This window comes from Zoogloea sp. JDB1 (genome assembly GCF_056724025.1).
The window spans coordinates 242337-268927 of sequence record NZ_CM161496.1 but is presented as its reverse complement, the minus strand read 5'-3'; the positions used below and the strand labels follow the sequence as shown (position 1 = coordinate 268927).

The window sequence follows — 26591 nt, the reverse complement described above, 5'->3', positions numbered from 1 at the left end:
TTCAGTCGGCGATGCGTGTGGCGATGCTCTCCCGCGCCGCGTGGGCGATGGCCTTGCGGTCAGGCAGTTCGCCAGGCCGGATGGCCGGGGCGACGCGTACGCGAGCGATGATCTCCGGCTCGGCGATGATCGCCCTGATGCAGTTGACCAGACTGATGTCTCCGTCGTAGGCCGGGGAGCGGGTGTAGCGGCCGTCCGGCAGGCGGTAGGCGATGGCCAGCGGCTGGATCGGAGCACCGGCTTCGATAGCCGGCTGCAGCAGCGCCGCATGGAAACCCAGCACGTGGCTGCCGTCGGTGGTGGTGCCTTCGGGGAAGATCGCCACGTGGCGTCCCTGGCCGAGCAGGCCACCGATTTCCCCGTTCACGATCTTCGCGTGGCCGCGGCTGCCGCGGCGCAGGAAGACTGTTTCGTTCTTCGCGGCGAGCCAGCCGATCAGCGGCCATTGGCGTACCTCGGCCTTCGAGACGAAGGCTGCCGGATAGGCCGCATTGATCACGAAGACATCAAGCCACGACACATGGTTGGCGACCAGTAGGCTGCCGGGCGCGACGAAGGGTTCGTCGGCCTGCAGGCGTACGCCTAGCGTGCCGAGCAGGTGCGCCGACCAGCGCTGGCGCAGCCGAAGGCGTTTGGCTGCCGACACGAAGGGAAAGACGAACGCGGCCAGAAACAGGCCTTGCAGCAGGTGGCCTGTCAGGCGGACAGCACGGAGGATGCGGATCGGGCGGGGGGTGGGGCTGGCGGGTTTCAGTCCTTGCGTCCCATGAAATGTTTGGCGTAGCGGGCGTCGAGCCGCGAAACCGGCAGCAGGATTGGCAGGTCGGCGGTGTTGAAGTCCGGATCCCAGGCCGGATCGCCGCAGATCCATGCGCCGGCACGCAGGTAGCCCTTGATCAGCGGCGGCGTGTCGGCGTCGAGATCCTGGCGCAGGGCCTGGATCGGCAGCGGCGTGCGGGGGAAGACCCGGTATTCGAGCGGGCACAGATACTCGTCCTTGAGGCGATTATACAGGCTGGCTGCGGCGTGCCCGCCGTCGGCCATGCTGATCGACGCACAGCCGATCAGGTAGTCGTGGTTGTTCTCGAGCATGTAGCGGGCGAGGCCGGCCCACAGCAGTGTGATGACGGCGCCGGAGCGGTAGTCCGGGTCGATGCAGGAACGGCCGATTTCCACCATGCGGCCGCGCAGGTGGCGCAGGCGGGTCAGGTCGAATTCGCTCTCGGAATAGTAGTTGCCGACTTCACGGGCGGCTGATGGCGACAGGATGCGGTAGGTGCCGACGATACGGCCGGCGTCCTCGTCGCGCACAATCAAGTGGTCGCAGAAGGCGTCGTACAGGTCGCGATCGACGCCCGGCGTGCGGCTCGAAAGGCGGGCGCCCATTTCCTCGGCGAACACGCGGTAGCGCAGCTTTTGCGCTTCCAGAATCTCGGTGGAGCAGCTGGCCAGCCCGACATGCAGGTTGCGACCGGGGCGCTGGGCGACGTGTTGTTCCTTGTGCAGCATTGACGGAATCCTCATTGGGTTTCCGCGCATTGTGAAAATGCTGCATTGCGGCGCCGTGAAGAGGGCGTTACGGACGTGTGACCGGATCCTGAATCCGGGTGTTTCCCCTGCCTGACACCCATTCCGTGGGGGTGACTTCAATCAACCTCACGGAATGGGATGAGTTCAGCGGCTGACGCGGGTGTTGCGGCCGTCCTGCAGCAGGCGCACGCGTTCGCCGGGCTTGAAGTTCTCCCCGCCATCTTCCTGCACGATGGCCAGTAGTTCGCCGTTGTCCATCTTGAGGGTGACTTCGATGCCCTGCTGGCGGGTCAGGCCTTCCTCCGCCGCCGAGCCGGCCAGGCCGCCGGCCACCGCGCCGACGACGGCGGCAATGGCCGAGCCCTTGCCGCCACCGACCGTGCTGCCGGCCACGCCGCCGATCGCGGCGCCAGCAAGCGTTCCAACGGGAGACTTGGTGCCTTCGAGCTTCACCGGGCGGATGCTTTCGATGACGCCCATGCGCACGCTCATTACGCGCCGGGCTTCGGTCCGTTCGTAGTCGCCGCCACCGAGGCCGGAGGCACAGCCGGTCACGTTGAGGGCGGCGAGCAGGGCGAGGGTCAGGCTGAGGATTCGCATCGTGTCGTGTCCTTTTTCACCACAGGGTTGAGCCGAACGCCGTGCGATAGGCGTCGGCGATTTCGTCGCGGCTGGGCGCGTGGTTCTGCCCGCCGCGGCTAGCGATCTTGAGAGCGCCCATCAGCGAAGCCAGGCGTCCGGTCTGGTCCCAGTCCAAGCCATTCTCGATGCCGTACAGCAGACCCGCCCGGTAGGCGTCGCCACAGCCAGTAGGGTCTTCGAGTGCTGCGGCACGGGCACACGGGATATCGAGGCGGCGACCGCCGGTGTAGATCTCGGAACCTTCGCCGCCACGGGTCACGACCAGCGCCTTGACCTCGTTGGCCAGGACTTCGATGCTGCGTCCGGTGCGTTCGCTGAGCAGGCGCGCCTCGTAATCGTTGACCGTGCAGTAGTCGGCCAGTTGCAGGCAGGCCAGCAACTCTTCACCGTTGAACATCGGCAGTCCCTGGCCGGGATCGAAGACGAAGGGAATGCCGGCCTCGGCGAACTGGCGGGAATGCTCCAGCATGCCGTCGCGGCCATCGGGGGCGACGATACCGAGGGTGACCCCGGTCGTGTGTTCCACCTTGTTGAGGTGGGAATGGACCATCGCGCCCGGATGGAAAGCGGTGATTTGATTGTCGTCCAGATCGGTGGTGATGAAGGCCTGGGCCGTGTAGGTGCCGGGGACGTGGGTGACGTGGGCACGGGATAGGCCAAGGCGCTCGAGGCGCTCCAGATAGGGGGCGACGTCGTCGCCGACGGTGGCCATGATCAACGGATCGCCGCCGAGCAGCTTGAGGTTGTAGGCGATGTTGCCGGCACAGCCGCCGAATTCCCGGCGCATTTCGGGCACCAGGAACGAGACGTTCAGGATATGGATCTGCTCGGGCAGAATGTGATTCTTGAAATGGTCCTGAAAGACCATGATCGAATCGAAGGCTATGGAACCGCAGATGAGCGTGGACATGGTGTTGGCAAAATGTAAGCGAAACGATTATAGGAGTGGCCCGGCTGGGCCCGCTTCGGTGAATGTTGCCGGATGTTATGCCGGCCGGTCGGGGCGTTCAGGGGTAGAACGCGTAGACCCGATAACCTGCTGCAGCAACGCCGGGCGCTTCGAAGCGGACCTGGGCTGCTACTTCCTTGCGGGCTGGGAAGGCATCCGGCGGCATGTCGGCGGGCAGCCATTGCTTGGGTTCCAGAACCCGGCGGACCAGAGCCTTGTCGCGGGCATCGGTCAGGGTGATTTCCAGGTGCGGCCAGGCCTGAGCGAACTCGGCACGGTTGCGCAACGTGGCGTGCAGCGTGAAGAAGGCTTCGCGGTTGGCATCCGGCTGGATGTCAGAGCTTTCGATGGTGATCGAGGTCGACTCGCGGGGTAGTGGCAGTTCGCAGCCCATGCCAGCGCACACGCTCTCCATGAAGAGCCGCATCTGAGGCGACGACTGGGCGATTTCACTTCGGAATACCAGTATTCCCTGGGCGAGCAAGGCAAGCACCAGTAGCGTGGCACCTGCCGCCCAGGCCGCTTGTTGCAATGGCGAAGGGCCGATGTGCTCTTCCATTTCCTCCACAAAAGGCACGTGCTCGTCCTGTTCGAGCTCTGGCGGCTCGCTCGTCGCCGCAACTACGGTGCGGGGCTCAATCGGCAGCCCCGTCGAAGGTCGTTCCGCCGTCGGCGCAGAGGGGCGGTCCTGATCCAAGGCCTGCTGGGGAGTGCCCGGCGTGTCGTCCACGACCTTCTTGTGCAAGAGCGAGTCGAAGTCGAGCGGGCCGTCCTCGACGAAGGATGGGTCGGGGGGATTTTTCAGGTCGAGTTCGGAGGCGTCCGGCCAGTCGGGCTTGAACGGGAACGGCGCGACGGGGGGCTCCACATCCTTTGCGGCTTCGTCCTCATCCTCGTTTTCGTCGAGGGGGCTATGGGTCTGCAGCTGATCCTTAGAGGTTGCCTCCGTCGCCGACAGCATGTCCTCCTCTGGCCGTTCATCGAGGGCTTCGAGGCGGATTTCACCGACCGGCTCGATGCGGTCGTCCGCGATTTCCGGGATGGTCGGTGTGGTGTTGGAGGACGGGAGCGCCTCGTCCTCGAAGGTGATGAACTCTGGGGTTTCCAGCGCAGCACCGTAGGCGTCGGCTTCGGGCTGCGGAGGCCGGGGTGCGTCCGCCACCTGCACGTTGTCGTTGGCGACACTGTCGACAACCAGGGCCGTCGCGTCTTCCTGGAAGCGTTCCTCAGTCGGAGGGTTGGTCCCGGTCGAGGGGGGGGCGGACACAGACGGTGCCAGGATGTCTGTGGTCTCGGGCAGCTTTTCCTGCAGGACGAACAGGGAGGGTGTCGCGCTCCCCGTCGGGACCTGTACCGGCTCCGACGGGAGTTCGTCGGCCAAGGTCTCTTCCTCGACCTGGTTCTCCAGCGCATTGAAGGCGTGCTGGCACTGACCACAACGGACCCGCCCGTGACGGGCGTTCAATTGCTCGGGTCGCACCCGGAAGGTGGTTGAGCACGCCGGGCAGCGCGCGAGGATCATGACTTGGCCGACGCCGGCCGTTCGCCCTCGAGCCGGACCCAGCCGTCCAGAGTGGCGCCCACGCGCAGGGTAATGAAGGGGGCGTAGGCTTCGATGACGTCATCTGCCTGGGCTTCCAGCACGCCGGACAGGGCCAGCTTGCCGCCGGGTGCGACGCGGGCAGCGAGCAGCGGGGCCAGCATCTTGAGCGGGTTGGTCAGGATGTTGGCGACGACCCGCTGGAAGGTACCGTCGAGGGGCTTGGCTGAGACCTGCAAGCGCAGGCTGACACCATTGTTGGCGGCATTGTCGGCAGCAGTTTCAACGGCTTTCTCGTCGATGTCCACGCCGGTGACTTCACCGGCGCCCAGCTTGGCGGCGGCGATTGCCAGGATGCCGGAGCCACAGCCGTAGTCGAGCACACTGACACCCGGCATGATCTCGCCGGTCAGCCATTCGAGGCACAGGCGGGTGGTCGGATGCGAACCAGTGCCGAAGGCCATGCCCGGATCGAGCACCAGGTTGATTGCGTCGGCATCCGGGGATTCATGCCAGGACGGCACGATCCACAGCCGGTCGGTGATGCGGATCGGGTCGAACTGGCTCTGGGTGAGCTGCACCCAGTTCTGTTCTTCGACCTCTTCGATGGTGAACGGCGGTACGGCGTCGAGCCCGACCGCCGCCGACGCGGTGGCCAGCGCCGCAGCCAGATCGGTGTCGGTGTCGAACAGCGCGACGACGCGGCTGTGGTCCCACAGGCTGGCCGGGTGCATGCCCGGCTCGCCGAACTGGGGCTTTTCCGCTTCGGTACCGGCGTCCGCGTCGTCGATGCTGACCGACAGGGCGCCATACTCCATCAGTGCTTCAGACAAGGCCTCGGCGCGGGTTGCGTCAGCCTGCAGGATGACTGAAATCCACATTCAGGCCTCCTTGGATGACAGTTGAAGTGAGTAGCGGCGCGCCATCATCAGCTCTTGCTGACGTCGTTGCGGCCCGCCAGCTTGTGCTCCAGGTAGTGGATGCTGGTGCCGCCTTCGACGAAGCGGGCATCGAGCATCAGCTCCTGGTGTAGCGGGATGTTGGTCTTGATGCCTTCGACCAGCATCTCGGACAGCGCGATGTGCATGCGACGGATGGCTTGGTCGCGGGTGTCGCCGTAGGCGATCAGCTTGCCGATCATCGAATCGTAGTGTTGCGGCACGGTGTAGCCGTTGTACACGTGGGAGTCGACGCGGATGCCTGGGCCGCCGGGGACGTGCCAGTTGCTGATCTTGCCCGGACAGGGCGTGAATTTGAACGGATCTTCGGCGTTGATGCGGCATTCGACCGCGTGGCCGCGGAATTCGATGTCCTTCTGTCGGTAGCTGAGCTTCTGGCCCGCAGCAACGCGAATCTGTTCCTGCACGATGTCCACTCCGGTGATCAGCTCGGTGACCGGATGCTCGACCTGTACACGGGTGTTCATCTCGATGAAGTAGAACTCGCCGTTTTCGTACAGGAATTCGAAGGTGCCCGCGCCCCGGTAGCCGATCTTGCGGCAGGCTTCGGCGCAGCGTTCACCGATGCGGATGATGTGGCGGCGTTCAATGCCCGGTGCCGGGGCTTCCTCGATGACCTTCTGGTGGCGGCGCTGCATGGAGCAGTCCCGCTCGCCCAGGTAGATCGCGTTGCCGTGCTGGTCGGCCAGCACCTGGATCTCCACGTGGCGCGGGTTCTCCAGGAACTTCTCCATGTATACCGTGGGGTTGCCGAAGAATGCGCCTGCCTCGGAACGGGTGGTGGTGACGGCGTTGAGCAGCGCGGCTTCGGTGTGCACCACGCGCATGCCGCGACCACCGCCACCGCCGGCGGCCTTGATGATCACTGGGTAGCCGATGGCACGGGCGATCTTGACGATCTCCTTCGGGTCTTCCGGCAGTGCGCCGTCGGAGCCGGGTACGCAGGGGACCCCGGCGGCCTTCATGGCGTCCTTGGCCGAGACCTTGTCACCCATCAGGCGGATTGTCTCGGCGCGCGGGCCGATGAAGACGAAGCCGGACTGTTCGACCCGCTCGGCGAAATCGGCGTTCTCGGATAGGAAGCCGTAGCCCGGGTGGATCGCTTCCGCGTCGGTGACTTCGGCGGCGGAAATCAGCGCGGGGATGTTGAGGTAGCTGAGGGCCGATGAGGCGGGCCCGATGCACACGGATTCGTCGGCCAGTTTGACGTACTTGGCCTCGGCGTCCGGTTCGGAATGGACCGCTACGGTCTTGATGCCCAACTCACGGCAGGCACGCAGCACACGCAGCGCAATCTCGCCCCGGTTGGCGATCAGGAGTTTTTTGAACATCGCCATGATTTAGCCGATGACGAAGAGGGGTTCGCCGTATTCCAGCGGTTCGCCGTTCTCGACGAGGATGGCCTTCACTGTGCCGGCCACTTCGGCCTCGATCTCGTTCATCAGCTTCATGGCTTCGATGATGCACAGCACGTCGCCGACGGCAACGCTCTGGCCGACTTCGACGAGGGGCTTGGCGCCCGGTGCGGAAGCGCGGTAGAAGGTGCCGACCATCGGCGACTTGACCACGTTGCCGTCCGGCAGGGCCGGTTCGGCTGCGGCAGCAGGGGCTGCCGGCACAGCAGCAGGGGCACTGACGGCGACCGGCGCGGCAGGGGCCTGGGCTACGTAGTTGATTGGAGCGGGACCGGAGATGTGCTTGGCGATGCGGACTTTTTCCTCGCCTTCCGTGACTTCCAGTTCGGAGATGCCGGACTCCTGGACCAGATCGATCAATTTCTTGAGCTTGCGAAGATCCATAGTATTCCCCTTGATATGTGAAGCGGCCAGCACCAAGGCCGGCCTGCCGATGTCTTGTTTTAGGCGCGAGCTGCGCGCAGACGGGCGAGGGCGAATTCGAGGGCGAGTTGATAGCCCTGGGCGCCCAGCCCGCAGATCACGCCTACAGCCTTGTCGGAGAAGTAGGAGTGATGGCGGAACGGCTCGCGGGCGTGGATGTTCGACAGGTGTACTTCGACGTACGGAATGGCGACGCCGGCAAGGGCGTCCCGCAGTGCGACGCTGGTGTGCGTGTACCCTGCCGGATTGATGATGATGAAATCGACGGCTTCGCTTTCCGCGGCCTGCACCCGGTCAATCAGCTCGCCCTCGTGGTTGCTCTGGAAGGACTCCAGCAGCACGCCGTCGGCCTTGGCCCGGCTTTCCATCGCCGCGTGGATGTCGGCGAGGGTGGTCAGCCCGTATATGCCGGGTTCCCGGCGACCGAGCAGATTGAGGTTGGGACCATGCAAAACGAGAATCCGCTGCTGCGGGAGGTTCTCGTCAGTGGCTTCCTGGGTGCTGGTTTTGCGCGTCATGAGTGCAAGTTTGCCGTAATTACGCGCAAGTTGTCCACCGCGCGGCCTCCGCCATATGCCTCAGGACTTGCTCAGTTCGGCGAGTTTTCGGTCCAGTTCCTGTTCGGACAATTCACCTAGTTTGATCAGGCTGATGCCGCCGCTGCGATCGATGACCAGCGTGAAAGGCAGACCCTGGGCGCTGTTGCCGAGTTCCTCGGTCAATTGGACAAGGGACGGATCGCCGATCACCAGCGGATAGTCCACCACCTGTTTGGCCTGGAAGCCGGCGACGTTCTTGGCGGTGTCGATGCTGATGCCGACGAATTGAACGCCTTTGCCTGCATATTTGCGGCTCAGAGCCGAAAATGCCGGAATTTCCTTGCGGCACGGTGGGCACCAGGTGGCCCAGAAGTTGACCACAAGCACTTTGCCCTTCCAGGCCGAGAAGGGCTGCTGGGTGCCTTTGGCGTCTGGCAGGTCGAGGGCCAGCAGCTTGCCGAGGGCAGTACGCTGGGTCTGGGACAGGCTGGCCGTCGGCGTCGCGGCGTTGGCGCTCGTCGAGTAAGAAGTGTACAAGCCGGCGGCGACGGAGGCCAGTGCGACGGTGATGACGAGAGCGAGGGTGGTGCTGCGACTCATGGATGGATATGGGCTTCGGCCGGTGTTTCATTGACGAGAGCTTCGACGACGGACAGGCGTGCTCGTTCCATCTGGCGTGCACCGTGATTACCGCGGCGGCTCTGGCGTTCCACGTCGGGGGAATAGATGCGCAGCTTGAACGGGATATCGTCCCAGTCGAAGACCAGGATCGCCTCCGGACCGTCGGGCTGGTTGCGGCGTGGCTCCCGGTGCTCGTAGGCGACGTTGTTGTTGAGGAAGAAGATTTCCACTTCCTTGGCGCTTTCGGGAAAGAGGTCGATTTCCACTTCCGAGTAGCGCCCGGCGGTACCTTCCAGTACCGGCCCGGTGAGGTAGGGGCGGAAGGTTTCCAGTTCGCGCATCACGTCGACGGCAGCCTGGCGCATTACGTACTGGCGTTCCAGGTGTTCTTCGTCCTGGAAAACGGCGAGATAAGTGCGGACTTCGGCCTCGATCTCCGCGTTGTTGGGCAGTTCGTCGGCGGCGAGGGCGCCGAGCTGGCGCGCGGCCTTGCGTTTGGCGAAGCCGTAATCGCTGATGCCGTCTTCGGCGATCATGCGGGCCGCCAGGGCGGCGATCTCGCGGCGCAGGTTGCTGCGGTGTGGAACGGCAGGGCGCGGCATGGAAGGTCGAAGCTCCCCGTTCGATTAGAATAGATCCCATTCTACACACGACTGTTGCGGCACTGTTTCTGTCGCTTAGACGAATAATGCACATACACATTCTCGGCATCTGCGGAACCTTCATGGGCGGCGTGGCCCTCCTCGCGCGGGCTGCCGGCCATACGGTGACGGGCTGCGATGCCAACGTCTACCCGCCGATGAGCACCCAACTGGAAGAGCAGGGCATTCGGCTCGTCGAAGGCTATGGGATCGAACAGCTGGACCTGGAGCCGGACGTGTTCGTCGTCGGTAACGCGATTTCCCGTGGCAACCCCCTGCTGGAAGAAATCCTCGACAAGGGCCTGCCCTATGTGTCCGGCCCCCAGTGGTTGGCCGAGAACGTGCTGCAGGGGCGCTGGGTGTTGGGCGTCGCCGGCACCCACGGAAAGACTACGACTACTTCGCTGCTGGCTTGGATCCTTGAGGACGCAGGCCTCAATCCGGGCTTCCTGGTTGGCGGTGTACCGAAGAACTTCGGCCTGTCGGCGCGGTTGACCGAGTCGCCGTTCTTCGTCATCGAAGCGGACGAATACGACACCGCCTTCTGTGACAAGCGCTCCAAGTTCGTCCATTACCGCCCGCGGACGCTGATCCTGAACAACCTGGAGTTCGACCACGCGGACATCTTCGCCGATCTGGCGGCCATTGAAACTCAGTTTCACCATCTGGTGCGTACCGTGCCGCGGCTTGGCCGCATCGTCGCCAACGCCGCCGAGGAGGCGCTGCCGCGAGTCATGCAGCGCGGCTGCTGGTCCGAGCTCGAATGGTTCAACGACGCGGCCGGCTGGTCGGTGGCGGAGGGGGGCAGTGAGGATGAGGTGGTGATCCGCCACCTGGGCAAGGAGATCGGCCGCCGCCGGCTGCCGCTGTCCGGCCGCCACAATCGGGCCAATGCGCTGGCGGCGATTGCCGCCGCGCGGCACGTGGGCGTCACGCCGGAGGTGGCGCTGGATGCGTTGAGCCGCTTCGAGGGGGTCAAGCGCCGCCTCGAATTGCGCGGCACGGTGCGCGGCGTCGCGGTGTATGACGACTTCGCCCATCACCCGACCGCCATCACGCTGACGGTCGAAGGCCTGCGCCGCCAGGTTGGCGATGCGCGCATCCTGGCGGTGCTGGAGCCGCGCTCCAATACCATGAAGCTTGGCGTGATGAAGGACCAGCTGCCGGCCAGCCTGGCCCAGGCCGACAAGGTCTTCTGCTACGCGGCCAACCTGGGCTGGGACGCCCGTGAGGCGCTGGCACCGATTGCCGGCAAGACGCTTGTCGAAGACGATCTCGACGCACTGGTGGCGGCCATCGTCGCCGAAGCCCACGACGGCGACCGCATCCTGGTCATGAGCAACGGCGGTTTTGGCGGTATCCACGGCAAGCTGCTGGCCGCCCTCGGGCAGTAAGCTGCCGGATGGATCGAGCGTTGGGGTGAGTTCATTCACCCCAACGCTCAACGTGCCGATTCGGCCGTCAGCTTTTCAAAACGCCGCGGGAAGCCCGCTGCCGGTTGCCGGTGGCGGGCTTTTTTCCTCTGGAAAAGGGACAGGGCCACGGCCAGCGTGACGCACAGCAGCAGCGCTGCGCCGGTGTTGTGGGCGACGGCCAGCGGAAGCGGCAGTTGCAGCAGCACGTTGGCGATGCCCAGCCCGATCTGCAGGCCCAGCGCAGCGAGCAGTGCGACGCCGGCCCAGCGCTTGTGCCTGCGGGCCAGCAGGCGCAGGCTGAGGCTGCCGGCGACCAGCAGCACCACGCCGGCGAACAGGCGGTGGGTCCAGTGGATGGCGGTCAGGGCGCTGACTGGCAGCAGGGCGCCGCTGGCAGTGATGCCCAGCTCCCGGTCCAGCGTGAAGGCGTGGTGGAAATCCAGCGCTGGGTCGAAGCTGTCCTGGCAGGTCGGGAAATCCGGGCAGACGGCAGCGGCGTAGTTGCTGCTGACCCAGCCGCCGAGGGCGATCTGCACGATGACGACGATGAGCGCCATGGCCGCGTGGGCCTGCAGGCCGGCGCCGATGCCCGGGGTTGGACGGAAAATGCGGCTTTCCCGTAGTGCGAGGGCCGCCAGCAACGCCAGCGTCGTCATGCCGCCGAGCAGGTGGCAGGTGACGATCACCGGTTTCAGCAACTGGGTGACGGTCAGCATGCCGAGCGTGGCCTGCACCAGCACCACTGCGAGCAGGGCCAGTTCGAGCGTCGGCTTGCGCTGGGCGCGGTGCTGCCAGCCGAGCACGGCCAGGCCGGCGATGCACAGGCCCAGCGTGCCGGCTGCGTAGCGGTGGATCATCTCCTTCCAGGCCTTGCCCGCTTCGACGCGCTGGCCGAAAGCCGCTTCGGCGGCACTCACCTCATGAGCGCGTTCCGGCACGCCGACCAGCTGGCCGTAGCAGCCGGGCCAGTCCGGGCAGCCGAGGCCGGCATCCGACAGGCGCACCCAGGCGCCGAGGGACACCACCACGAGGGCGAGCAGGAAGGCGACGACGGCGAGGGTGCGCCGGCCGGATGGAGGCGCCCTCATGCCAGTCGATCCAGGAACAGTGCCGCGAATAGGCCGGTGAGGTAGATCAGCGAATAGCGGAAGGCGTGCCGCGCACGGGCGTCCGAGTAATCGCGCCACAGGATCCAGGCTTCCCGTAGGTAGCCCAGGTTGAGCAGGCTGACCAGCGTCGCATAGACCCCGCCGGACAGGCCCAGCGTGCAGGGTAGGTAGGACACCGCCGCCAGTAGCACGGTGTACAGCAGGATGTGCAGGCAGGTCAGCGGCACGCCGTGGCTGACCGGCAGCATCGGTAGGCCGGCACGGGCGTATTCCTCGCGCCGGTAGCAGGCCAGTGCCCAGAAGTGAGGTGGCGTCCACAGGAAGATGATGAGGAACAGGGCCAGCGCGGGCAGGCCGATGTTGTCCGTCATCGCCGCCCAGCCGAGTACCGGCGGCATGGCGCCGGAAGCGCCGCCGATGACGATGTTCATCGGCGTGGCCGGCTTCAGGATCACGGTGTAAACAATCGCGTAGCCGAGGAAGGTGGCGAGGGTCAGCCACATGGTCAGCGGATTGACCGCCACGTGCAGCAGCCACAGGCCCGAGCCGCCGGTCAGGCAGGCCAGGCCGAGGGTTTCGGCGGGGCTGATCAGCCCCAGCGGCAGCGGGCGGCCGCGGGTGCGGGCCATGCGGGCGTCGATGCTCCGCTCCACCAGGCAGTTGATCGCCGCGGCGGCGCCGGCCACCAGCGCGATGCCGACGGTGGCAGCGAGCATGCGGCCGGCCGGCGGCCATCCGGGTACGGCGAGGAACATGCCGATCATCGCGGTGAAAACGATCAGGCTGTTCACCCGTGGCTTGCACTGGGTCAGGAAGGCGCCGAGGCGCAGGCCGAGGGGCGTGGGGGCGACTGTGCTGCGGAGGGTCGTCGGCATGGCGGATCTCCGGGGTTGTGTGTCAGCCTGCCCACGCATAGCGGAGCAGGCGTTCCATGTCCTTCAGGATGCCGCGCGGGTCGGCGTCGGGGGCATAGCGCAGGATGATCTTGCCGAGCGGATCCACCACGTACACGCGGTGGCCGTGGTCACCCAGGTCGAAAGCCGCGCGGGCGGCGGCGCTGTGTGCCACGGCGGCATGCAGGTCGGGCTGCAGGGCGTGCAGGGGGGCGATGTCGGGCGCCGGCTGATCGGACAGCCAGGTGCGCTGGACCCGCGGCATCTGCTTGTAGAGGGCCACGTGAATCTGGCGGGTGGCGACGATCCAGTTGCGGCAGGCGTCGTCGCAGGGGCCGGGGCCGGCGACCACCAGGCTCCAGTGGCCGTCAAAGTCCTGTTCGCCGAGGGGCTGGCCGGCGGCATCGGCCAGCGGTGGTAGCGCGCGCGGGGGTGACAACAGTTCGCCGTGGTTGCCGGGTTGGTCCGGATGCCAGCCCCACGCATACAGGCCGGCGCCGACCGCGAAGGGCATCAGCAGCAGGGCCAGGATCAGCAGTAGCGGGCGGTAGCGGCGCATTAGCGGCGCCTCCAGCCGAGGGCCAGCCAGATCAGCACCGCGGAGGCCGCGAAGCCGTACCACTGGTAGGCGTAGGACAAGTGGCGTTCGAGGCGCTCGTCCGGGCGTGGCCAGTCGCGCACGAAGCCGGCCGGTGCGGCAGCATCCAGTTGCACCACCACCGGCTGCACCGGCCACGGGGCGAGCCGGACGAAGCGGCCCAGATCGAGGTTCTGCCAGACGGGTTGCCAGGCACCGTCGTTGTTGTCACCGCCCAGTGTGAAGAAGCGGCTGCCCGGTACGACGGCGGTGCCGCGCAGTTCCAGCGGGCCGCGGGGCGTATCCACCGCGGGGATGTCGGTGTGGCGGGCCGCGGCCGGAATCCAGCCGCGATTCACCAGCACGCGCATGTTGCCGCCGTCGATGTGGAAGGGCGTGATCACGTGGTAGCCGGCCTGTTCCCGATGGACACGGTTATCGACGAGGAATTGGCGTTCGGTCTCGAATTGGCCGCGGATCAGCACCGGCCGCGAGCGCAGGCTGTCGGCGTCGGCCGGTGTGTTGCCGAGGCTCACCGGTGCGTCGGTGCTGCGTTGGTCGAGCAGGGCCTGGGCGGCCTGCTTGCATTCGGCCTTGCCGTATTGCCAGTTGCCGAGCTGGAGGCAACCTGCGGCGACGCCCAGCGCGAGCAGGCCGCCCCACAGAGAAGGACGGAAGCGGCGGCCGCTTGTGATGGTCCGGACGCCGGCGCACAATCGGCGGACCGGGTTCGGGGAGCGGGCTGTGGCATTCAAGTTGGCCGTGGTGTTCATGCTGTTGCTGGTGGTCGGCAGCCTCTTTTCGGGCCTGTTCTTCCTTTATCGCGACAGGGGTAACGGCGACCGGGTTGTGCGGGCGCTCACCTTGCGCGTCTCCCTCTCCCTTTTGCTCTTTCTCGGCCTGCTGCTGGCCTGGCACTTCGGCGCCGCGGGGCGCTAGAGCCAATAGACCACGACGAACAGCAGCAGCCACACCACATCCACGAAGTGCCAGTACCAGGCCACCGCCTCGAAGGCGAAGTGGCGTTTGGCGTCGAAGTGTCCGGCCAGGCAACGGCCGGCGACCACGGCCAGCATGATCGCGCCGAGGGTCACGTGGAAACCGTGGAAGCCGGTCAGCATGAAGAAGGTCGCGCCATACACGCCGGCGCCCATCGTCAGACCCATCTCGGTGTAGGCGTGGTGGTATTCGTAGGCCTGGAAGCCAAGGAAGATCACGCCGAGCAGCACGGTGAGGATCAGCCCCAGGTTGAGCTGGCTGCGGGAGCTCTTCATCAGGCCCCAGTGGGCGACGGTGAGGGTGACGCCGGAACTCAGCAGCAGCGCCGTGTTGATCGCCGGAATGCCCCAGGCGGCCATCGGCGTGAAGGGGGCGCCTTTCGGGCCGGCGGTTGGCCAGGCTGCCGTAAAGTCCTTGTATAGCGTGAAAGCTGGGTCCATGTGGGCCAGGGCCGGCACCGAGATGTTGCGGCAGTAGAACAGCGCGCCGAAGAAGGCCGCGAAGAACATCACCTCGGAGCCGATGAACCACACCATGCCCTGGCGGAAGGACTTGTCCTCCCAGTCGGTGTAGGCGCCGCGCTGGTTCTCGGCGATCACCGTGCCGAACCACTTGAACAGCACGAAGATGATCACCGTCGCACCGCTGGCCATCACCCACGGCCCCGGCGCGAACTTGTTCATCAGCAGGATGAAGCCCAGCGCCAGCAGGAACATGCCGCCCGACAGGAAGACCGGGTAGAGGCTCGGCTGCGGCACGTAGTAATGGCCGGCGTGAGGCGCGGCGGAATTGGCGTGCGAGGCGTTCAAGGCGGACTCCCTAGTTAGGATTCGGTGCCGGGAAGAAGGCATAGGCCAGCGTCAGCTCGCTGATCTCCTCGCCGATGTCGCCATCGACGACAAAGGTCAGGGCCATCTCGCGGCTCTCGCCGGGGGCGAGGGTTTGTTGCTTGAAGCAGAAGCAGTCGAGCTTGCGGAAATGTCGGGCCGCCACGGTGGGCGACACGCTGGGCACGGCCTGGCCGACGATGGTCCGGTCTGACAGGTTGCGCACCAGGAAACGGGTGGTGCGCAATTCACCGGGATGGACCTCGATGGCCGGTTCGAGGGGACGGATTTCCCATGGCAGGCCGGGCATCAAGGTCGAGGTGAATTGCACGCCGAGGCTGCGGGCGTAATTCACTGCGCTCGGCGGCACGTCCTTGGCCTGGATGGCGTCCTTCAGTGTCTTGCCATTGAAGCCCACCGCCCTGCACAGGCTGTCGTAAAGAGGTACCAGCGCAAAACCGAAGGCGAAGAAGGCCGCCGCCACCAGCAACAGGCGAATGATCAGTCGGCCGTGCCGGCGCGGCGGCGGGCTGAGGGCGGCTTCCCGCATGGCGCCGTCAGCGCTCGATGAGGAAGCCGATCAGATACAGACCCAGCGCGATGGCGCCGAGGATCCAGGCAAAGCGGGCCGATGCGCGACGGCGGTCGGCCAGGTCATCGGACGTGAAATGCATGATGTCGTCCTCCATGATCAGCCCGCCTTGATGACGGGCTGGGTTTCCCATGAGTGGTGGGGCGGTGGGGAGCTGAGTTCCCACTCCAGCCCCGCGGTGCCTTCCCACACACGGTCGGTCGCCTTGTCGCCACCCTTCACGCAGCGCCACACGTTGTAGGCGAAGATCAGTTGCGAGAGGCCCAACGCGAAGGCCCCTACTGTGGATATGGCATTGAATTCGGCGAACTGCAATGCGTAGTCGGGAATCCGCCGGGGCATGCCGGCAAGGCCCAGGAAGAACTGGGGCATGAAGGTGAAGTTGAAACTGATCACGGTCAGCCAGAAATGCAGTTTGCCGAGCTTCTCGCTGTACATGTGGCCGGTCCATTTTGGCAGCCAGTAGTACACCCCGGTCATCACCCCCATGATGCCGCCGGCGAACAGCGCGTAGTGGAAGTGGGCCACCACGAAGTAGCTGTGGTGATACTGGGCGTCGGCGGCCACGTCGGCCAGCACCAGGCCGGTCAGGCCGGCGATGCCGAACAGCACGATGAAGCCGAGGGCGAATAGCATCGGTGTCTCGAAGCTCATCGCGCCGCGCCACATAGTGGCGATCCAGCAGAAGAACAGCACCGCCAGCGGCAGCGAGATCGACATGGTGCTGTACATGAAATACAGCAGCGCCGGGATCGGCAGGCCGGAGGTGAGGAAATGGTGGGCCCACACGATCAGGCCCAGCACGCCGATGGCAATGAAAGACCACACCTGGGCATCGTGGCCATAGACCGGCTTGCGCGTGAAGGTGGATAGCACATGGGGCATCAGGCCCCACACCGGCAGCAGCAGGATGTACACCTCCGGGTGGCCGAAGAACCAGAACAGGTGCTGGAACAGGATCGGATCGCCACCGCCGGCGGCGTTGAAAAAGTGGGTGCCAAAGTGGCGGTCGGTGAGCAGCATGGTCACGCCGCCGGCGAGCACCGGCAGGGTGATGATCAGCAGCACCGCGGTGACCAGCCAGCCCCAGCAGAACAGCGGCATCTTCATCAGCGTCATGCCGGGGGCGCGCATGTTGAGGATGGTGGCGATGATGTTGATCGAGCCCATGATCGAGCTGATGCCGAGGATGTGGATCGAGAAGATCGCGAAATCGACACCGATGCCGCCCTGCACTGAAAGTGGCGCGTAGAGGGTCCAGCCGGTGGCGACGGCGCCGTCGCCAATGCCGAACAGGGCCAGAAAGAAGGGCATTGTCAGCAGCATGGCGGCCGGCGGCAGCAGCCAGAAGCCCCAGTTGTTGAGGCGTGGAAGGGCCATGTCCGGCGCGCCGATCATCAGCGGGATCATCCAGTTGGCAAAGCCGGTGGCGGCCGGCATCAGCGCCGCAAAGATCATCACCAGTGCATGCACGCCGATCAGCTGGTTGAAGAACTCCGGCTTCATCAGCTGCAGGCCGGGCTGGAACAGTTCGGCGCGCACCCCGAGGATCATCGCCCCGCCGACGAAGAACATCAGCAGGGAGAAGGTCAGGTACATCGTGCCGATGTCCTTGTGGTTGGTGGTGGTGAGCCAGCGCAACAGGCCAGTGGGGTGGTGGCCGTCATGGTGATCGAGGGCATGGGACGCGGTGTTCATGCTGGGCTCCTCAGCGAAGTGCCTTGATCTGGGCGGGCTGGATCATGTCGCCCTTGGTGTTGCCGAAGCTGTTGCGCTCGTAGGTGATGACCGAGGCGATGTCGGCGTCGGACAGGGTGGTCTTGAAGGTCTGCATCGCGGTGCCGGTCTTGCCGTTCATGACCCGGTCCACGTGGCTGTCGGGGATCAGCTTGCCGTCCGGCGACAACAGCGGACCATTGACGATCTTGCTGCCGGCCAGTGCCGGGAAGGCCGGCGGCAGGCCCTGGCCGGTGGGCTGGTGGCAGGCGGCGCAGATCTTGTCGTAGGTCTCCTTGCCGTGGGCCATCAGCTCTTCGCGGGTCCAGGTGCGGTCGCCGCTGGCGGCCGCGGCGGCCAGTTCGGTCTTCTTCTTGTCCACCCAGGCGATGTATTCGGCTTCCGGCACCGCCTTGACGACCACCGGCATGAAGCCGTGGTCCTTGCCGCACAGCTCGGCGCACTGGCCGCGGTAGATGCCGGGCTCCTCGATGCGCACCCAGGTTTCCCGCAGGAAGCCGGGGATCGCGTCGCGCTTGACGCCGAACTGGGGCACCCACCAGGTGTGGATCACGTCGGTGGAGGTGAGCAGGATGCGCACCTTCTTGCCGACCGGCAGCACCACCGGGTTGTCCACTTCGAGCAGGTAGTGCTCGCCCTTGGCTTCCTTGCCGTCGATCTGCTCGCGAGGGGTGGCCAGCGTGCTGATGTACTTGATGCCGGAGTCCGGATATTCGTACTGCCACTTCCACTGCATGCCGGTCACCTTGAGCACCATGTCGGCCTTGGTGCGGGTGTCCTCCATGTCGATCACTGCGTGGAAGGCCGGGATGCCCATCAGCACGAAGTCGATGAAGAGCAGGATCGCGAAGGGCACCAGCACCCAGAACCACTGCAGGGCGCCGCGCGGGCCGCTGAAGCGGGCCGGCTCTGCGCCGACGCTCTTGCGGTGATTGATCATGGAATAGACCATGATCGAGAACACCACCACGAACAGCACCGTGATGATGACCATGAACTGGTTGTGCATCGACAGCGTGTCACGCCCGATCGGGGTGACGGGCTTGGGGAAGTTCCATGAGAAGTCGGCGAGAGCTGAGCCGGAGACGAACAGGAGGCCGAGTGCAGCGAGAAGTCTGGCCTGGGAGCGGGGGGCGGTTGGGCTCAAGTCTCTACCTCTCTGTTCGTGGGATGATCGGACCCGCGGCGGTTATTGAGGTCTGGCGAGGTGGCGGGAGAGATCCGAGAAAAGCAGCCTGCGTTCATCCGCCGTCAGCAGGCGTCCCACGCGGGCGGTGTGCCCGTGGGAGCGGACGTACAGTAGAGGGTCGGGGCCGTCGGCGGCTTCGAGCGAGACGCGGGCCCAGCCGGCATGAAAGCTCTGACGGAACGAAACGGAAGACTGGCGGGTCGAGACGATCAGGCTGTCGTCAGCGATCTGGATGGATTCGTAATCGGCGTCCTGGCGATTGATGGCGCGCAGTGCGATGAAGAGTACGAGAAGTTCGAGGCCGGCGAAGGGTAATACCAGCCACGCACCGGCCAGCAGGAAGCCCGTGCTGACGATGAGGCTGGCGGCTAGGATCAGGGCGATCACGCCACGCCGCAGTGTGGGGGTGAGTGAGCAGTTGGGGCGCGCGATCCAGGATCGCGCGCCCGCTGCCTCTTTCATTGTTATAGCCATGGCGTCTCCTCCAGGCCCGTCTGCGTCTTTTTGACGCAGATCAAATTCTGGCGGCAGTGTAGCATCGCCTTCCCGTTTTGCAGTGCACTTTTTGAAAGCTCAGTTAATTGAGCCATAAGGATTTTTTAAATGTTTGCGTTGTTGCGATGCGGCATTGCTGGTTTGGCAGCACTTTGCGTGCTCACTGCCTGTTCGCCCGAGGGCAGCGGTGGGGCGCGGGAGGGTTTTGCCAACACCGACATCACGGGTGCGAACTATGCGAACGGGTTCCGTCTGACGGATCACCACGGACAGGTGCGCACGCTGGCTGACTACAAGGGCAAGGTGGTGACCCTGTTCTTCGGCTATACCCAATGCCCGGATGTGTGCCCGACCAACCTGCTCAATATGGCGCAGGTGATGCGTGAGCTGGGGGCGGATGCGGACAAGGTGCAGGTGCTGTTCGTGACCATCGACCCGGAGCGGGATACGCAGGAGCTGTTGGCCCAGTACGTGCCAGCCTTCGATCCGCGCTTTGTCGGCCTGTATGGTGACCTCGCCACGACGCAGGCGGTGGCGCGGGATTTCAAGGTGTTCTACCAGAAGCAGGGTGACGTGCAGGGCGGGCGCTACACGGTGGATCACTCGACCGGTACTTACGTCTATGACCCTCAGGGGCGGCTGCGCCTGTACATCAAGCACGGCGAGAAGCCGGCGGTGATCGTTGCCGACCTGAAGCGTCTGCTGGCCGGCAAGTAGCAAGAAAAAGGGCAGCCCGCGGGCTGCCCTTGGCAGGGATGCGCGTGCGCGGGGCCGTCAGGCCAGTGCAGCCAGGTGGCTGCGCATCTTCTGCATGGCCTTGGCCTCGATCTGGCGGATGCGCTCGGCGGACACGCCGTATTCGGCGGCCAGCTCGTGCAGCGTGGCGGCATCGCCTTCGGTCAACCAGCGGCGCTGCACGATGGTCCGGCTGCGTTCGTCCAGGTTAGCCAGCGCTTCGTGCAGGCCCACGTCCTGCAAGCGCGAGGCCTGGCGCTGGGCGATGACTTCGGAGGGCTCTGCGTGGGGGTCGGCCAGATAGGCGATCGGCGCAAAGCGTTCTTCCTCGTCGTCCGGTCCGCTTTCCAGTGCCACGTCCTGGCCGGACAGGCGGGTTTCCATCTCGCGGACTTCTTCCGGCTTTACGCCCAACTGGTCGGCAACTGCCAGAACTTCCTCACCCTGCAGCGAGTTGCTGCTGCTCTTCAGGCTGCGCAGGTTGAAGAACAGCTTGCGTTGGGCCTTGGTAGTGGCAATCTTGACCAGACGCCAGTTCTTGACGATGTACTCGTGGATCTCGGCCTTGATCCAGTGGATCGCGAAGGACACCAGGCGCACGCCGCGGTCCGGGTCGAAGCGCTTGACGGCCTTCATCAGGCCCACGTTGCCTTCCTGGATCAGGTCGGCATGGGGCAGGCCATAACCAAGATAACCGCGCGCAATAGCGACCACCAAGCGCAGGTGAGACAGTACCAGCTTGCGCGCCGCTTCCAGATCCTCGTGCTCCCGGAAGCTGTGGGCGAGATCGGACTCTTCCTTCTCGGTCAGCAGGGGGATGCGATTCACGCTCTGGATGTACTGGTCCAGGCTGCCAACCGCGGACGGAACGGGAAACGACAGGGTTTGAGACATCGACGGCTACCTCCTTCGCAGCAATATTAGCACTCCCGTCCTGTGAGTGCTAAGGGGACGAATGGTTCCGTATATTTCAGTCTGGTTCTGTATCGGTTTCAGGACGAGCCGTTCCTGCGGCGTTCGGCTACCCGTCATTTTCAGGGGCATGTCTGGTGTGGTGACGGGCGAGTGCCCGCGGGCTGCTCGGGAGGCAAAAGGATGCCGGAGAAAGGTCGATGGCATGCGAGCGGTTTATGCACAATTCACGATATCGATCCCGGCCTTCCGGTTACAATCCGGCAGCCTGTTGCCACTTGGCCGATAGCGCGGTCCCGTCATTCCGTCGAACGGATCGACGTATCAAAACCATTTACAGCGCCGTCGCGCTCTCATTCAATGCAGAACTGCGAACGACCCCGACCTCCCGCCGGTTCTTTGTCCGTATTTCGAGATTTGTTGCTGCTTGCAAGTATTGCCGTACTGGTGATGGCTGTCCCGGTGCTGCTCGACCGGACTCTCTACAATATTGATCAGGAAACTCATTTCCGGTGGATCAACCAGTTTTTCCTGAGCTTGGAAAAAGGTGAGCCTTACCCCCGGTGGATGTTTCTCGCCAATGGTGGCCTTGGCGAACTCCACTACGGCGCCTATCTTCTGTACTGGTATCTCGTTGCCGGTTTGATGAAGCTGGGTTTGAACACCTGGGCAGCCCTTCGCCTGCTGGCCCTGTGTGCCACCTGGGTGTCCGCGTCGATGGCTTATCTGGTCTGCGGGCGGCTCTTTTCAAGGAAGGCGGGTCTGGCGACCGGGGCGCTTGTTGCTGTCACGCCTTTCTCCCTGTTCCTGTTTACTCATTACGCGGCTTTTCCCTGGCACTTCACCCTGAGCCTCGCGGTCTGTTTCGTCCTGCTGTCCCTGAACACGGCCAATACGCCGGCCCGCCTGATCCTGCTTGCCCTTTGTGCTGCGGCCATCACCCTCTCCCATACCTTGGTGGCCTTCATGACCCTGATTTGTGCCGCGCCTGCGGTGCTTTATATGCAGAGTGGCAAGCCGGCAGCAAGGCTGACCGGCTTTCTGACCTGCTGGGCCCTGCCGGTGCTGTGTGGTGTCGGGATGGCGGCTTTCCATCTGATTCCTGCCATTGCTGCCCGGGGCCTGCTGGCTGACGCTTCTAGCGACCCCCTGTACTTCAACTGGAAGAACAGTTTCGCCTTCGCCACATTCAGTGCCCGGGAAAATGGCATGCGTTGGTTTGCCATCCAGTGGATCTACGCAAGCCAGATTCTCCTGTGCGCCCTCGTGGCGCTGTTCGCCCTTGCCAATTCCCGATCCACTGCGCCGCACTTGCGGCGTTTCATGGGCGGTGTGCTGGTGTTTGCCTTCGTGGCACTGGCTATGTCGTCGGAGCTTGCCTACCCTCTTTACCAACACATAGGGACGTTGAACAACCTGCAGTGGCCCTATCGCTTCCTGTCTGTGGCTGGTCTGGCCGCTGCCATTGCCTTGGGGCTTGCCAGTACCCTGGATTTTGAAGGACGCCTGCGTGTCGTGCTGCGGGTTGCGGTAGTCCTTGCGATCGCCCTTTCGGTTGCTCTGTGTGGAGTGGTCGGCTTTCAAGCTTACAAGGAGGGCCGCCCGAGTGTCATGGGCCCCCGGTTGCTCGAAGGGGACTTCAAACAATATGGGCTCGAGTTGAAAACCCAGGGTAAGGGCGCCGAAATCTATCGACGTAACGGTGGTCTGACCGGCTACTGTGCGGGGGTTCCTGCAGAATGCAAGGAAACCCGGGACACGGTGCATGAAAGGGAGTGGGAGGTTCGGGCGTCCAGGCCATTCCACCTCCTGCTGCCCCTGTTCTACTTTTCCGGCTGGAAAACCTTTCTGGACGACCAGCCGGCGCCCCATGCACTGGATACCGATAGCGGGCTGGTTGCGATGGATGTGCCCGCGGGGACACACCACATCCGTATCGTGTTCAAAGGCTTGCCGGAGGAAGAGACCGGTAGGCGCATTAGCCTTGCGGCTTTCGCTCTGCTGGTGATTCTGTGCATTCTGTCAAGTGTTGGGCGTCGCCGCGCGTCCTCCCCGGAGGCTGCCTGATGAATTCGAGCCCATTTTTCATCCTCTCGCGTCTTGCCGGTACGACGCTGGAGCGTGCAATGAGCCTCGTGGCAGTACTGACCCCGGGATGCATCGTCTACCTTGGTGCGGTAGGCGCACTTGGCGAGGCTAAGGCGGCTGTGGTCGCCGCGGTAGCGGTTATGGCCTCCTTGGCGGGAGCCCGCTGGCTGGCTGGCTGTTCCTTTTCCGGCTTGCTCCAGAGCCTGGCCCGTCTGGCGGAGCGTCCTTTCCGGAACACGGAGTTCGCCTCCCTGCTCGTGATTGGCCTGCTGTTACGCATCGGGTTCAGTGTGATCTATATGGCGCCACCTCAATCCGATGGTGCCGTGTACCTATCCCTGGCCGATCTCTTCCTGCGTGATGCACCTTACCAGGATCCGCGCGGAGATCTCGCATACTGGCCTCCTGGCTACCCGATGATATTGGCTGGTTTTTTGGCTGTCTTGGGCAAGGTCAGCTGGATTCTTGTAATCAGCAACTGCGTATTCTTCATGCTCACGGCCCTGGCGGTGCGCAGTCTCGCGCTGCAACTCGCAGGTGGCCTTACGGCGCGTATCGCTGTTACGGTTATCGCCCTGTGGCCCAATCTGATCTTGACGACCACTGGTGGAGCCAAGGAACTTCCGGCGTTGTTGTTCTTGACCGTGAGTTGCGTGCTGTTCCTGAAGGCCAGTCGCAAGCAAGGTCCGGCTCCGTTGGCGGGGATCGCTGCAGGTGTTTCGCTGGGGGCTGCGTCGTTGATCCAGCCCTCGTTCATGCTTCTGCCCGCAGCGTATGCGGCCCATCTGCTGGTCCAACGAGCGCGTCTGATGCCGGCCGTTGTGTTGCTGCTGTCGATCTCTCTGGGTATGGCCTTGGCCATTGCTCCCTGGAGCTTGCGTAATGTCGCCGTGCTGCATAAGTTCGTACCCATCGCCACCAATGGTGGCGAGGTCTTCTACCGGGCCAACAATCCCCTTGCTACGGGGGGGTATATCGACCGGGGTGAGGTGGATCTGTTCGTCTACCCGGAGGTTGAGCGTAGTGCGCTTGGGTTCGCTCTGGGCAAGCAGTGGATCAGGGAGAATCCGGACGATTTTGCCCGCCTGGCCTTGACAAAGATTGCACTGTTCCAGGGAGACGATGCTTACGGTGCCTACTGGTGTCTCAAGCGGGCTCTGGGGATCGAGGGCTTGCACTACGCCGGGCACAAGATCGTCTCCAACCTCTACTGGTTGCTGCTGTGGTTGACGCTGCTGGTGTTGATGTTGCGCCGACCCGCTGGAGAACGCCTGTCCCTCGGTTTGTCGTTGCTTAATTTGATCTATCTGTACTTCTTTGTGATTGATAGTATCTTCGAGAGCGGCGGTCGCCATCACATACCTCTAGCCGGTGTGGTGGCTGTCTTGGTCGGTGCCCTGCTGGAGGCCGAAGCCTGTAGGGAGGTGCGGCCCGAGGCCCGGGTCAGGTTGGATGCAGTGCGATGAAGATGGCAGTTGCGCAGTTCGGTACCTTCTGCCTGATCGGCCTGGTCGGTACGGCGGGACACTTCCTGACACTGTATGGCTTGACTTCCAGTGGTGTCAGTGGCCCTCTGGCGGCATCCGCTGTCGGAGCGGTGGTGGGTGCGCTGATCAATTATTCGCTCAATTATTCGATTACCTTCTCCTCGGATCGTCGCCATGTCGAAACGCTGCCACGTTTTCTCGCACTTGCCGGTGCGGGCTTCGGACTGAACTACTTGTTCATGATGCTGCTATTGGGCCTGAGCCTCCATTATCTGTTTGCCCAGACCGTTGCCAGTGGCCTGATTCTTGTTTTCAACTTCATCGGCAATAGACTATGGACGTTTCGGGTAAATCCATGAGCTCGAGAAAGACCTCCATCCCCGACGTGGGCTACAGTTTGTCGGTAGTGGTACCTGCTTACAACGAGCAGGAAGTGCTGGGCGAATTCCACCGCCGACTGGCCCAAACTCTTGATCAGATGAGTTGCGAGGCGGAAATCGTCTATGTCAATGACGGGAGTCGTGACAACACGATGGCTGTGTTGCATGCCATCCGGGCTGCGGATCCGCGCGTCTCCATCGTGGATCTGAGTCGTAACTTCGGTAAGGAAATTGCTGTCTCTGCCGGTCTGGAGCATTCCGCTGGCGACGCGGTGATCATCATCGATGCCGATCTGCAGGACCCCCCCGAGTTGATTCCCGCCTTGGTGGCCAAATGGCAGCACGGCTATGACAATGTATATGCCAAGAGGAAAGTCAGGGACGGCGAGTCGTGGTTCAAAAAGATCACGGCTCACTATTTCTACCGAGTCATGCAGTCGGTCAGCCGTATCAAAATTCCAGAAGATACCGGTGACTTCCGGCTGTTGAGTTGACGTGCCGTCCTCGCCCTCGGGCAGTTGAACGAACAGCATCGTTTCATGAAAGGGCTATTTGCGTGGATCGGTTATCCCAGTATAGCCGTTGAGTATGACCGGGATCCACGCTTTGCCGGCGAGACCAAGTGGAACTACTGGAAACTCTGGAATTTTGCGCTGGAGGGTATTACCTCCTTCACGATTGCTCCCCTGAAGATTGCAACTTACCTGGGAGTTTGCGTAGCAGGTCTCGCGTTCATGTATGCAATCTACACGATTTACAAGACGCTGATGTATGGTGAGTCGGTCAAGGGCTATCCTTCCCTGATGGTCGTCACGCTGCTGCTGGGCGGAAGCAACCTAATTGCGGTCGGGTTGCTTGGAGAGTATCTGGGGCGCATATTTAACGAGTCGAAGGGGCGTCCCCTCTATTTCGTCAATGTCTTCGAGCCATCGGAACTTCACCGTCTTCACGCGGCGGCAGGCCGTGAGTTCGTCCCCAGCGAACGTAATCCTGGTGCGGTAACGCCTAGCTGACGTGCCGTTGCAGCCGCAAGCTGTGTTTTTGCAGACAACAATTCGATGTCATGATCACTCCCAAGGTATCTGTGTGTATCCCCACCTGGTGTGGGGGGGATTTTCTCGAGATGGCTATTCGCTCCGTCCTGGCCCAAACCTGGCAGGATTTCGAGCTGATCGTCATTGATGACGCCTCCCCGGATGACACCGGTGCGCGGGTGGCCCGTTACCTCGGAGACCGTCGGGTCCGCTACTTGCGGAATCCGTCCAACCTGCGCGCAGAGGGAAACTGGAACCGTTGCCTGGAGGAGGCCCGAGGGGAGTATGTGAAGGTGCTTCCCCATGATGACCTGATTGAGCCGGATTGCCTTGCACGCCAGGTGGCTGCCCTGAATGCCCATCCTGATGTGGTGTTGAGCTTTGCCAGTCGGCACATCATCGGGAAGGGTGACAAGCCGTTGTTCGTGAAGCGCGCCCCCTGGAAAAGTGGTCGCGTGGCTGCTGACGAGGTATTGCGGGCCTGTGTCCGGGGCGGTACCAACCTGATCGGCGAGCCGGGTGCCGTCCTCTTCCGGCACAGCGCTGCCGAACGTGCTGGCGTATTCGACGCGAGCATTCCTTATGTGCTCGATCTGGACTACTGGTGTCGTCTGTTGGCCCATGGCGACGCATGGTGCGATGATGCGCCGCTGGCGTCCTTCCGCGTATCCACGGGGTCGTGGAGCGTGGCCATCGGCCGGGAACAGGCCAGCGAATTCAGTCGCTTCATCCAGGCTATTGCCCATCTTCCCCAAGTGCGGGCGGGTGACATGGATATCGCCGTAGGTCGCCTGCGGGCTCGTCTCAACAACCTCGCCCGCCGCATCATCTACACCTTCGTCCTCCGTTAGACATTCTCGAGC

Annotated in this window: 30 protein-coding genes; 9 read left to right on the top strand and 21 right to left on the bottom strand. The window is 63.8% G+C overall.

Annotated elements, in window-relative coordinates:
* Position 1: 1 nt before the first annotated feature.
* The 11 genes from AC1PPK_RS01285 to AC1PPK_RS01235 form a co-directional block, all read right to left on the bottom strand.
* Positions 2 to 646, bottom strand: coding sequence for a lysophospholipid acyltransferase family protein (locus AC1PPK_RS01285; protein ID WP_481116041.1), 645 nt, complete (start codon positions 644 to 646; stop codon positions 2 to 4).
* A gap of 104 nt (positions 647 to 750) precedes the next feature.
* Positions 751 to 1524: a GNAT family N-acetyltransferase gene (locus tag AC1PPK_RS01280; RefSeq protein WP_481116040.1), complete on the bottom strand. Its 774-nt coding sequence runs from the start codon at positions 1522 to 1524 to the stop codon at positions 751 to 753.
* Positions 1525 to 1674: 150 nt separating this feature from the next.
* Complete coding sequence (locus tag AC1PPK_RS01275) at positions 1675 to 2130, bottom strand: outer membrane lipoprotein (protein WP_481116039.1); 456 nt, start codon at positions 2128 to 2130, stop codon at positions 1675 to 1677.
* Between the two features lie 16 nt (positions 2131 to 2146).
* Positions 2147 to 3082 carry a carbohydrate kinase family protein gene (locus AC1PPK_RS01270; RefSeq protein WP_481116038.1) on the bottom strand — a complete coding sequence of 312 codons (936 nt, stop codon included), beginning with the start codon at positions 3080 to 3082 and terminating at the stop codon, positions 2147 to 2149.
* A gap of 97 nt (positions 3083 to 3179) precedes the next feature.
* Positions 3180 to 4643 (bottom strand): DUF3426 domain-containing protein, encoded by a 1464-nt coding sequence (locus tag AC1PPK_RS01265; protein ID WP_481116037.1) that lies wholly within the window; start codon positions 4641 to 4643, stop codon positions 3180 to 3182.
* Positions 4640 to 5542 (bottom strand): 50S ribosomal protein L11 methyltransferase, encoded by a 903-nt coding sequence (gene prmA, locus AC1PPK_RS01260; protein ID WP_481116036.1) that lies wholly within the window; start codon positions 5540 to 5542, stop codon positions 4640 to 4642. Before prmA ends, AC1PPK_RS01265 begins: the two co-directional genes overlap by 4 nt.
* Before the next feature lie 47 nt (positions 5543 to 5589).
* Positions 5590 to 6951, bottom strand: a complete 1362-nt coding sequence (accC, locus tag AC1PPK_RS01255) for an acetyl-CoA carboxylase biotin carboxylase subunit (protein ID WP_481118170.1) — start codon at positions 6949 to 6951, stop codon at positions 5590 to 5592.
* A gap of 9 nt (positions 6952 to 6960) precedes the next feature.
* Positions 6961 to 7419, bottom strand: a complete 459-nt coding sequence (gene accB, locus AC1PPK_RS01250) for an acetyl-CoA carboxylase biotin carboxyl carrier protein (protein WP_481116035.1) — start codon at positions 7417 to 7419, stop codon at positions 6961 to 6963.
* 59 nt (positions 7420 to 7478) lie between these two features.
* Complete coding sequence (gene aroQ, locus AC1PPK_RS01245; RefSeq protein ID WP_481116034.1) at positions 7479 to 7976, bottom strand: type II 3-dehydroquinate dehydratase; 498 nt, start codon at positions 7974 to 7976, stop codon at positions 7479 to 7481.
* A 60-nt stretch (positions 7977 to 8036) separates the two neighbouring features.
* The gene (locus AC1PPK_RS01240) at positions 8037 to 8597 is read right to left on the bottom strand and encodes a TlpA family protein disulfide reductase (protein WP_481116033.1); all 561 of its coding nucleotides are present in this window, start codon (positions 8595 to 8597) and stop codon (positions 8037 to 8039) included.
* Positions 8594 to 9220 (bottom strand): hypothetical protein, encoded by a 627-nt coding sequence (locus AC1PPK_RS01235; RefSeq protein ID WP_481116032.1) that lies wholly within the window; start codon positions 9218 to 9220, stop codon positions 8594 to 8596. The genes AC1PPK_RS01240 and AC1PPK_RS01235 overlap by 4 nt, the downstream gene beginning before the upstream one ends.
* Positions 9221 to 9306: 86 nt before the next feature.
* Between AC1PPK_RS01235 and mpl the strand changes: the two genes are divergently transcribed.
* Complete coding sequence (gene mpl / locus AC1PPK_RS01230; RefSeq protein ID WP_481116031.1) at positions 9307 to 10653, top strand: UDP-N-acetylmuramate:L-alanyl-gamma-D-glutamyl-meso-diaminopimelate ligase; 1347 nt, start codon at positions 9307 to 9309, stop codon at positions 10651 to 10653.
* 47 nt (positions 10654 to 10700) lie between these two features.
* Here the strand turns inward: mpl and AC1PPK_RS01225 are convergent, their stop codons facing one another.
* The 4 genes from AC1PPK_RS01225 to AC1PPK_RS01210 are packed head-to-tail and all read right to left on the bottom strand — an operon-like array spanning position 10701 to position 14026.
* Entirely contained in the window at positions 10701 to 11762 is a 1062-nt protein-coding gene (locus AC1PPK_RS01225; protein WP_481116030.1) for a COX15/CtaA family protein, read from the bottom strand.
* Positions 11759 to 12658, bottom strand: a complete 900-nt coding sequence (cyoE, locus tag AC1PPK_RS01220; RefSeq protein ID WP_481116029.1) for a heme o synthase — start codon at positions 12656 to 12658, stop codon at positions 11759 to 11761. The genes AC1PPK_RS01225 and cyoE overlap by 4 nt, the downstream gene beginning before the upstream one ends.
* Positions 12659 to 12680: 22 nt before the next feature.
* Positions 12681 to 13235 (bottom strand): SCO family protein, encoded by a 555-nt coding sequence (locus AC1PPK_RS01215; protein ID WP_481116028.1) that lies wholly within the window; start codon positions 13233 to 13235, stop codon positions 12681 to 12683.
* Positions 13235 to 14026: an SURF1 family protein gene (locus AC1PPK_RS01210; RefSeq protein WP_481116027.1), complete on the bottom strand. Its 792-nt coding sequence runs from the start codon at positions 14024 to 14026 to the stop codon at positions 13235 to 13237. Before AC1PPK_RS01210 ends, AC1PPK_RS01215 begins: the two co-directional genes overlap by 1 nt.
* On the opposite strand from AC1PPK_RS01210, the gene AC1PPK_RS01205 reads away from it, so the two are divergent.
* Positions 13998 to 14192, top strand: a complete 195-nt coding sequence (locus tag AC1PPK_RS01205; RefSeq protein ID WP_481116026.1) for a twin transmembrane helix small protein — start codon at positions 13998 to 14000, stop codon at positions 14190 to 14192. The two genes, AC1PPK_RS01210 and AC1PPK_RS01205, sit on opposite strands and share 29 nt — an antisense overlap.
* On the opposite strand, the gene AC1PPK_RS01200 is transcribed toward AC1PPK_RS01205, so the two are convergent.
* The 5 genes from AC1PPK_RS01200 to AC1PPK_RS01180 all read right to left on the bottom strand — a co-directional run bounded on the left by AC1PPK_RS01200 (position 14189) and on the right by AC1PPK_RS01180 (position 19071).
* A complete protein-coding gene (locus AC1PPK_RS01200) occupies positions 14189 to 15061 on the bottom strand; it encodes a cytochrome c oxidase subunit 3 (RefSeq protein WP_481116025.1) in 873 nt (290 codons plus the stop codon). The two genes, AC1PPK_RS01205 and AC1PPK_RS01200, sit on opposite strands and share 4 nt — an antisense overlap.
* Before the next feature lie 10 nt (positions 15062 to 15071).
* Complete coding sequence (locus AC1PPK_RS01195) at positions 15072 to 15629, bottom strand: cytochrome c oxidase assembly protein (protein WP_481116024.1); 558 nt, start codon at positions 15627 to 15629, stop codon at positions 15072 to 15074.
* A 141-nt stretch (positions 15630 to 15770) separates the two neighbouring features.
* On the bottom strand, positions 15771 to 17369 hold the full coding sequence (ctaD, locus tag AC1PPK_RS01190; protein WP_481116023.1) for a cytochrome c oxidase subunit I: 1599 nt from the start codon (positions 17367 to 17369) through the stop codon (positions 15771 to 15773).
* Positions 17370 to 17379: 10 nt separating this feature from the next.
* The gene (gene coxB / locus AC1PPK_RS01185; protein ID WP_481116022.1) at positions 17380 to 18555 is read right to left on the bottom strand and encodes a cytochrome c oxidase subunit II; all 1176 of its coding nucleotides are present in this window, start codon (positions 18553 to 18555) and stop codon (positions 17380 to 17382) included.
* A gap of 42 nt (positions 18556 to 18597) precedes the next feature.
* A complete protein-coding gene (locus AC1PPK_RS01180; protein ID WP_481116021.1) occupies positions 18598 to 19071 on the bottom strand; it encodes a DUF2244 domain-containing protein in 474 nt (157 codons plus the stop codon).
* 129 nt (positions 19072 to 19200) lie between these two features.
* Between AC1PPK_RS01180 and AC1PPK_RS01175 the strand changes: the two genes are divergently transcribed.
* Positions 19201 to 19809 carry an SCO family protein gene (locus tag AC1PPK_RS01175; RefSeq protein ID WP_481116020.1) on the top strand — a complete coding sequence of 203 codons (609 nt, stop codon included), beginning with the start codon at positions 19201 to 19203 and terminating at the stop codon, positions 19807 to 19809.
* Between the two features lie 57 nt (positions 19810 to 19866).
* Here the strand turns inward: AC1PPK_RS01175 and rpoH are convergent, their stop codons facing one another.
* A complete protein-coding gene (gene rpoH, locus AC1PPK_RS01170) occupies positions 19867 to 20721 on the bottom strand; it encodes an RNA polymerase sigma factor RpoH (protein ID WP_481116019.1) in 855 nt (284 codons plus the stop codon).
* Between the two features lie 438 nt (positions 20722 to 21159).
* Between rpoH and AC1PPK_RS01165 the strand changes: the two genes are divergently transcribed.
* The 6 genes from AC1PPK_RS01165 to AC1PPK_RS01140 are packed head-to-tail and all read left to right on the top strand — an operon-like array spanning position 21160 to position 26579.
* Entirely contained in the window at positions 21160 to 22806 is a 1647-nt protein-coding gene (locus AC1PPK_RS01165) for a 6-pyruvoyl-tetrahydropterin synthase-related protein (protein ID WP_481116018.1), read from the top strand.
* Entirely contained in the window at positions 22806 to 24293 is a 1488-nt protein-coding gene (locus tag AC1PPK_RS01160) for a glycosyltransferase family 39 protein (protein ID WP_481116017.1), read from the top strand. Before AC1PPK_RS01165 ends, AC1PPK_RS01160 begins: the two co-directional genes overlap by 1 nt.
* The gene (locus AC1PPK_RS01155) at positions 24290 to 24673 is read left to right on the top strand and encodes a GtrA family protein (protein ID WP_481116016.1); all 384 of its coding nucleotides are present in this window, start codon (positions 24290 to 24292) and stop codon (positions 24671 to 24673) included. Before AC1PPK_RS01160 ends, AC1PPK_RS01155 begins: the two co-directional genes overlap by 4 nt.
* Entirely contained in the window at positions 24670 to 25188 is a 519-nt protein-coding gene (locus AC1PPK_RS01150) for a glycosyltransferase family 2 protein (RefSeq protein WP_481116015.1), read from the top strand. Before AC1PPK_RS01155 ends, AC1PPK_RS01150 begins: the two co-directional genes overlap by 4 nt.
* A 45-nt stretch (positions 25189 to 25233) precedes the next feature.
* A complete protein-coding gene (locus AC1PPK_RS01145; protein WP_481116014.1) occupies positions 25234 to 25707 on the top strand; it encodes a hypothetical protein in 474 nt (157 codons plus the stop codon).
* Positions 25708 to 25757: 50 nt separating this feature from the next.
* Entirely contained in the window at positions 25758 to 26579 is an 822-nt protein-coding gene (locus AC1PPK_RS01140; RefSeq protein ID WP_481116013.1) for a glycosyltransferase family 2 protein, read from the top strand.
* Positions 26580 to 26591 lie beyond the last annotated feature (12 nt).

What these genes read in the sequence shown, in the direction of transcription:
- AC1PPK_RS01280 (WP_481116040.1), bottom strand. Translation starts at nt 1,524, where the DNA reads ATGAGGATTCCGTCAATGCTGCACAAGGAACAACACGTCGCCCAGCGC.
- AC1PPK_RS01275 (WP_481116039.1), bottom strand. Translation starts at nt 2,130, where the DNA reads ATGCGAATCCTCAGCCTGACCCTCGCCCTGCTCGCCGCCCTCAACGTG.
- AC1PPK_RS01270 (WP_481116038.1), bottom strand. Translation starts at nt 3,082, where the DNA reads ATGTCCACGCTCATCTGCGGTTCCATAGCCTTCGATTCGATCATGGTC.
- AC1PPK_RS01265 (WP_481116037.1), bottom strand. Translation starts at nt 4,643, where the DNA reads ATGATCCTCGCGCGCTGCCCGGCGTGCTCAACCACCTTCCGGGTGCGA.
- prmA (WP_481116036.1), bottom strand. Translation starts at nt 5,542, where the DNA reads ATGTGGATTTCAGTCATCCTGCAGGCTGACGCAACCCGCGCCGAGGCC.
- accC (WP_481118170.1), bottom strand. Translation starts at nt 6,951, where the DNA reads ATGTTCAAAAAACTCCTGATCGCCAACCGGGGCGAGATTGCGCTGCGT.
- accB (WP_481116035.1), bottom strand. Translation starts at nt 7,419, where the DNA reads ATGGATCTTCGCAAGCTCAAGAAATTGATCGATCTGGTCCAGGAGTCC.
- aroQ (WP_481116034.1), bottom strand. Translation starts at nt 7,976, where the DNA reads ATGACGCGCAAAACCAGCACCCAGGAAGCCACTGACGAGAACCTCCCG.
- AC1PPK_RS01240 (WP_481116033.1), bottom strand. Translation starts at nt 8,597, where the DNA reads ATGAGTCGCAGCACCACCCTCGCTCTCGTCATCACCGTCGCACTGGCC.
- AC1PPK_RS01235 (WP_481116032.1), bottom strand. Translation starts at nt 9,220, where the DNA reads ATGCCGCGCCCTGCCGTTCCACACCGCAGCAACCTGCGCCGCGAGATC.
- mpl (WP_481116031.1), top strand. Translation starts at nt 9,307, where the DNA reads ATGCACATACACATTCTCGGCATCTGCGGAACCTTCATGGGCGGCGTG.
- AC1PPK_RS01225 (WP_481116030.1), bottom strand. Translation starts at nt 11,762, where the DNA reads ATGAGGGCGCCTCCATCCGGCCGGCGCACCCTCGCCGTCGTCGCCTTC.
- cyoE (WP_481116029.1), bottom strand. Translation starts at nt 12,658, where the DNA reads ATGCCGACGACCCTCCGCAGCACAGTCGCCCCCACGCCCCTCGGCCTG.
- AC1PPK_RS01215 (WP_481116028.1), bottom strand. Translation starts at nt 13,235, where the DNA reads ATGCGCCGCTACCGCCCGCTACTGCTGATCCTGGCCCTGCTGCTGATG.
- AC1PPK_RS01210 (WP_481116027.1), bottom strand. Translation starts at nt 14,026, where the DNA reads ATGAACACCACGGCCAACTTGAATGCCACAGCCCGCTCCCCGAACCCG.
- AC1PPK_RS01195 (WP_481116024.1), bottom strand. Translation starts at nt 15,629, where the DNA reads ATGCGGGAAGCCGCCCTCAGCCCGCCGCCGCGCCGGCACGGCCGACTG.
- ctaD (WP_481116023.1), bottom strand. Translation starts at nt 17,369, where the DNA reads ATGAACACCGCGTCCCATGCCCTCGATCACCATGACGGCCACCACCCC.
- AC1PPK_RS01180 (WP_481116021.1), bottom strand. Translation starts at nt 19,071, where the DNA reads ATGGCTATAACAATGAAAGAGGCAGCGGGCGCGCGATCCTGGATCGCG.
- AC1PPK_RS01175 (WP_481116020.1), top strand. Translation starts at nt 19,201, where the DNA reads ATGTTTGCGTTGTTGCGATGCGGCATTGCTGGTTTGGCAGCACTTTGC.
- rpoH (WP_481116019.1), bottom strand. Translation starts at nt 20,721, where the DNA reads ATGTCTCAAACCCTGTCGTTTCCCGTTCCGTCCGCGGTTGGCAGCCTG.
- AC1PPK_RS01160 (WP_481116017.1), top strand. Translation starts at nt 22,806, where the DNA reads ATGAATTCGAGCCCATTTTTCATCCTCTCGCGTCTTGCCGGTACGACG.
- AC1PPK_RS01155 (WP_481116016.1), top strand. Translation starts at nt 24,290, where the DNA reads ATGAAGATGGCAGTTGCGCAGTTCGGTACCTTCTGCCTGATCGGCCTG.
- AC1PPK_RS01150 (WP_481116015.1), top strand. Translation starts at nt 24,670, where the DNA reads ATGAGCTCGAGAAAGACCTCCATCCCCGACGTGGGCTACAGTTTGTCG.
- AC1PPK_RS01145 (WP_481116014.1), top strand. Translation starts at nt 25,234, where the DNA reads ATGAAAGGGCTATTTGCGTGGATCGGTTATCCCAGTATAGCCGTTGAG.
- AC1PPK_RS01140 (WP_481116013.1), top strand. Translation starts at nt 25,758, where the DNA reads ATGATCACTCCCAAGGTATCTGTGTGTATCCCCACCTGGTGTGGGGGG.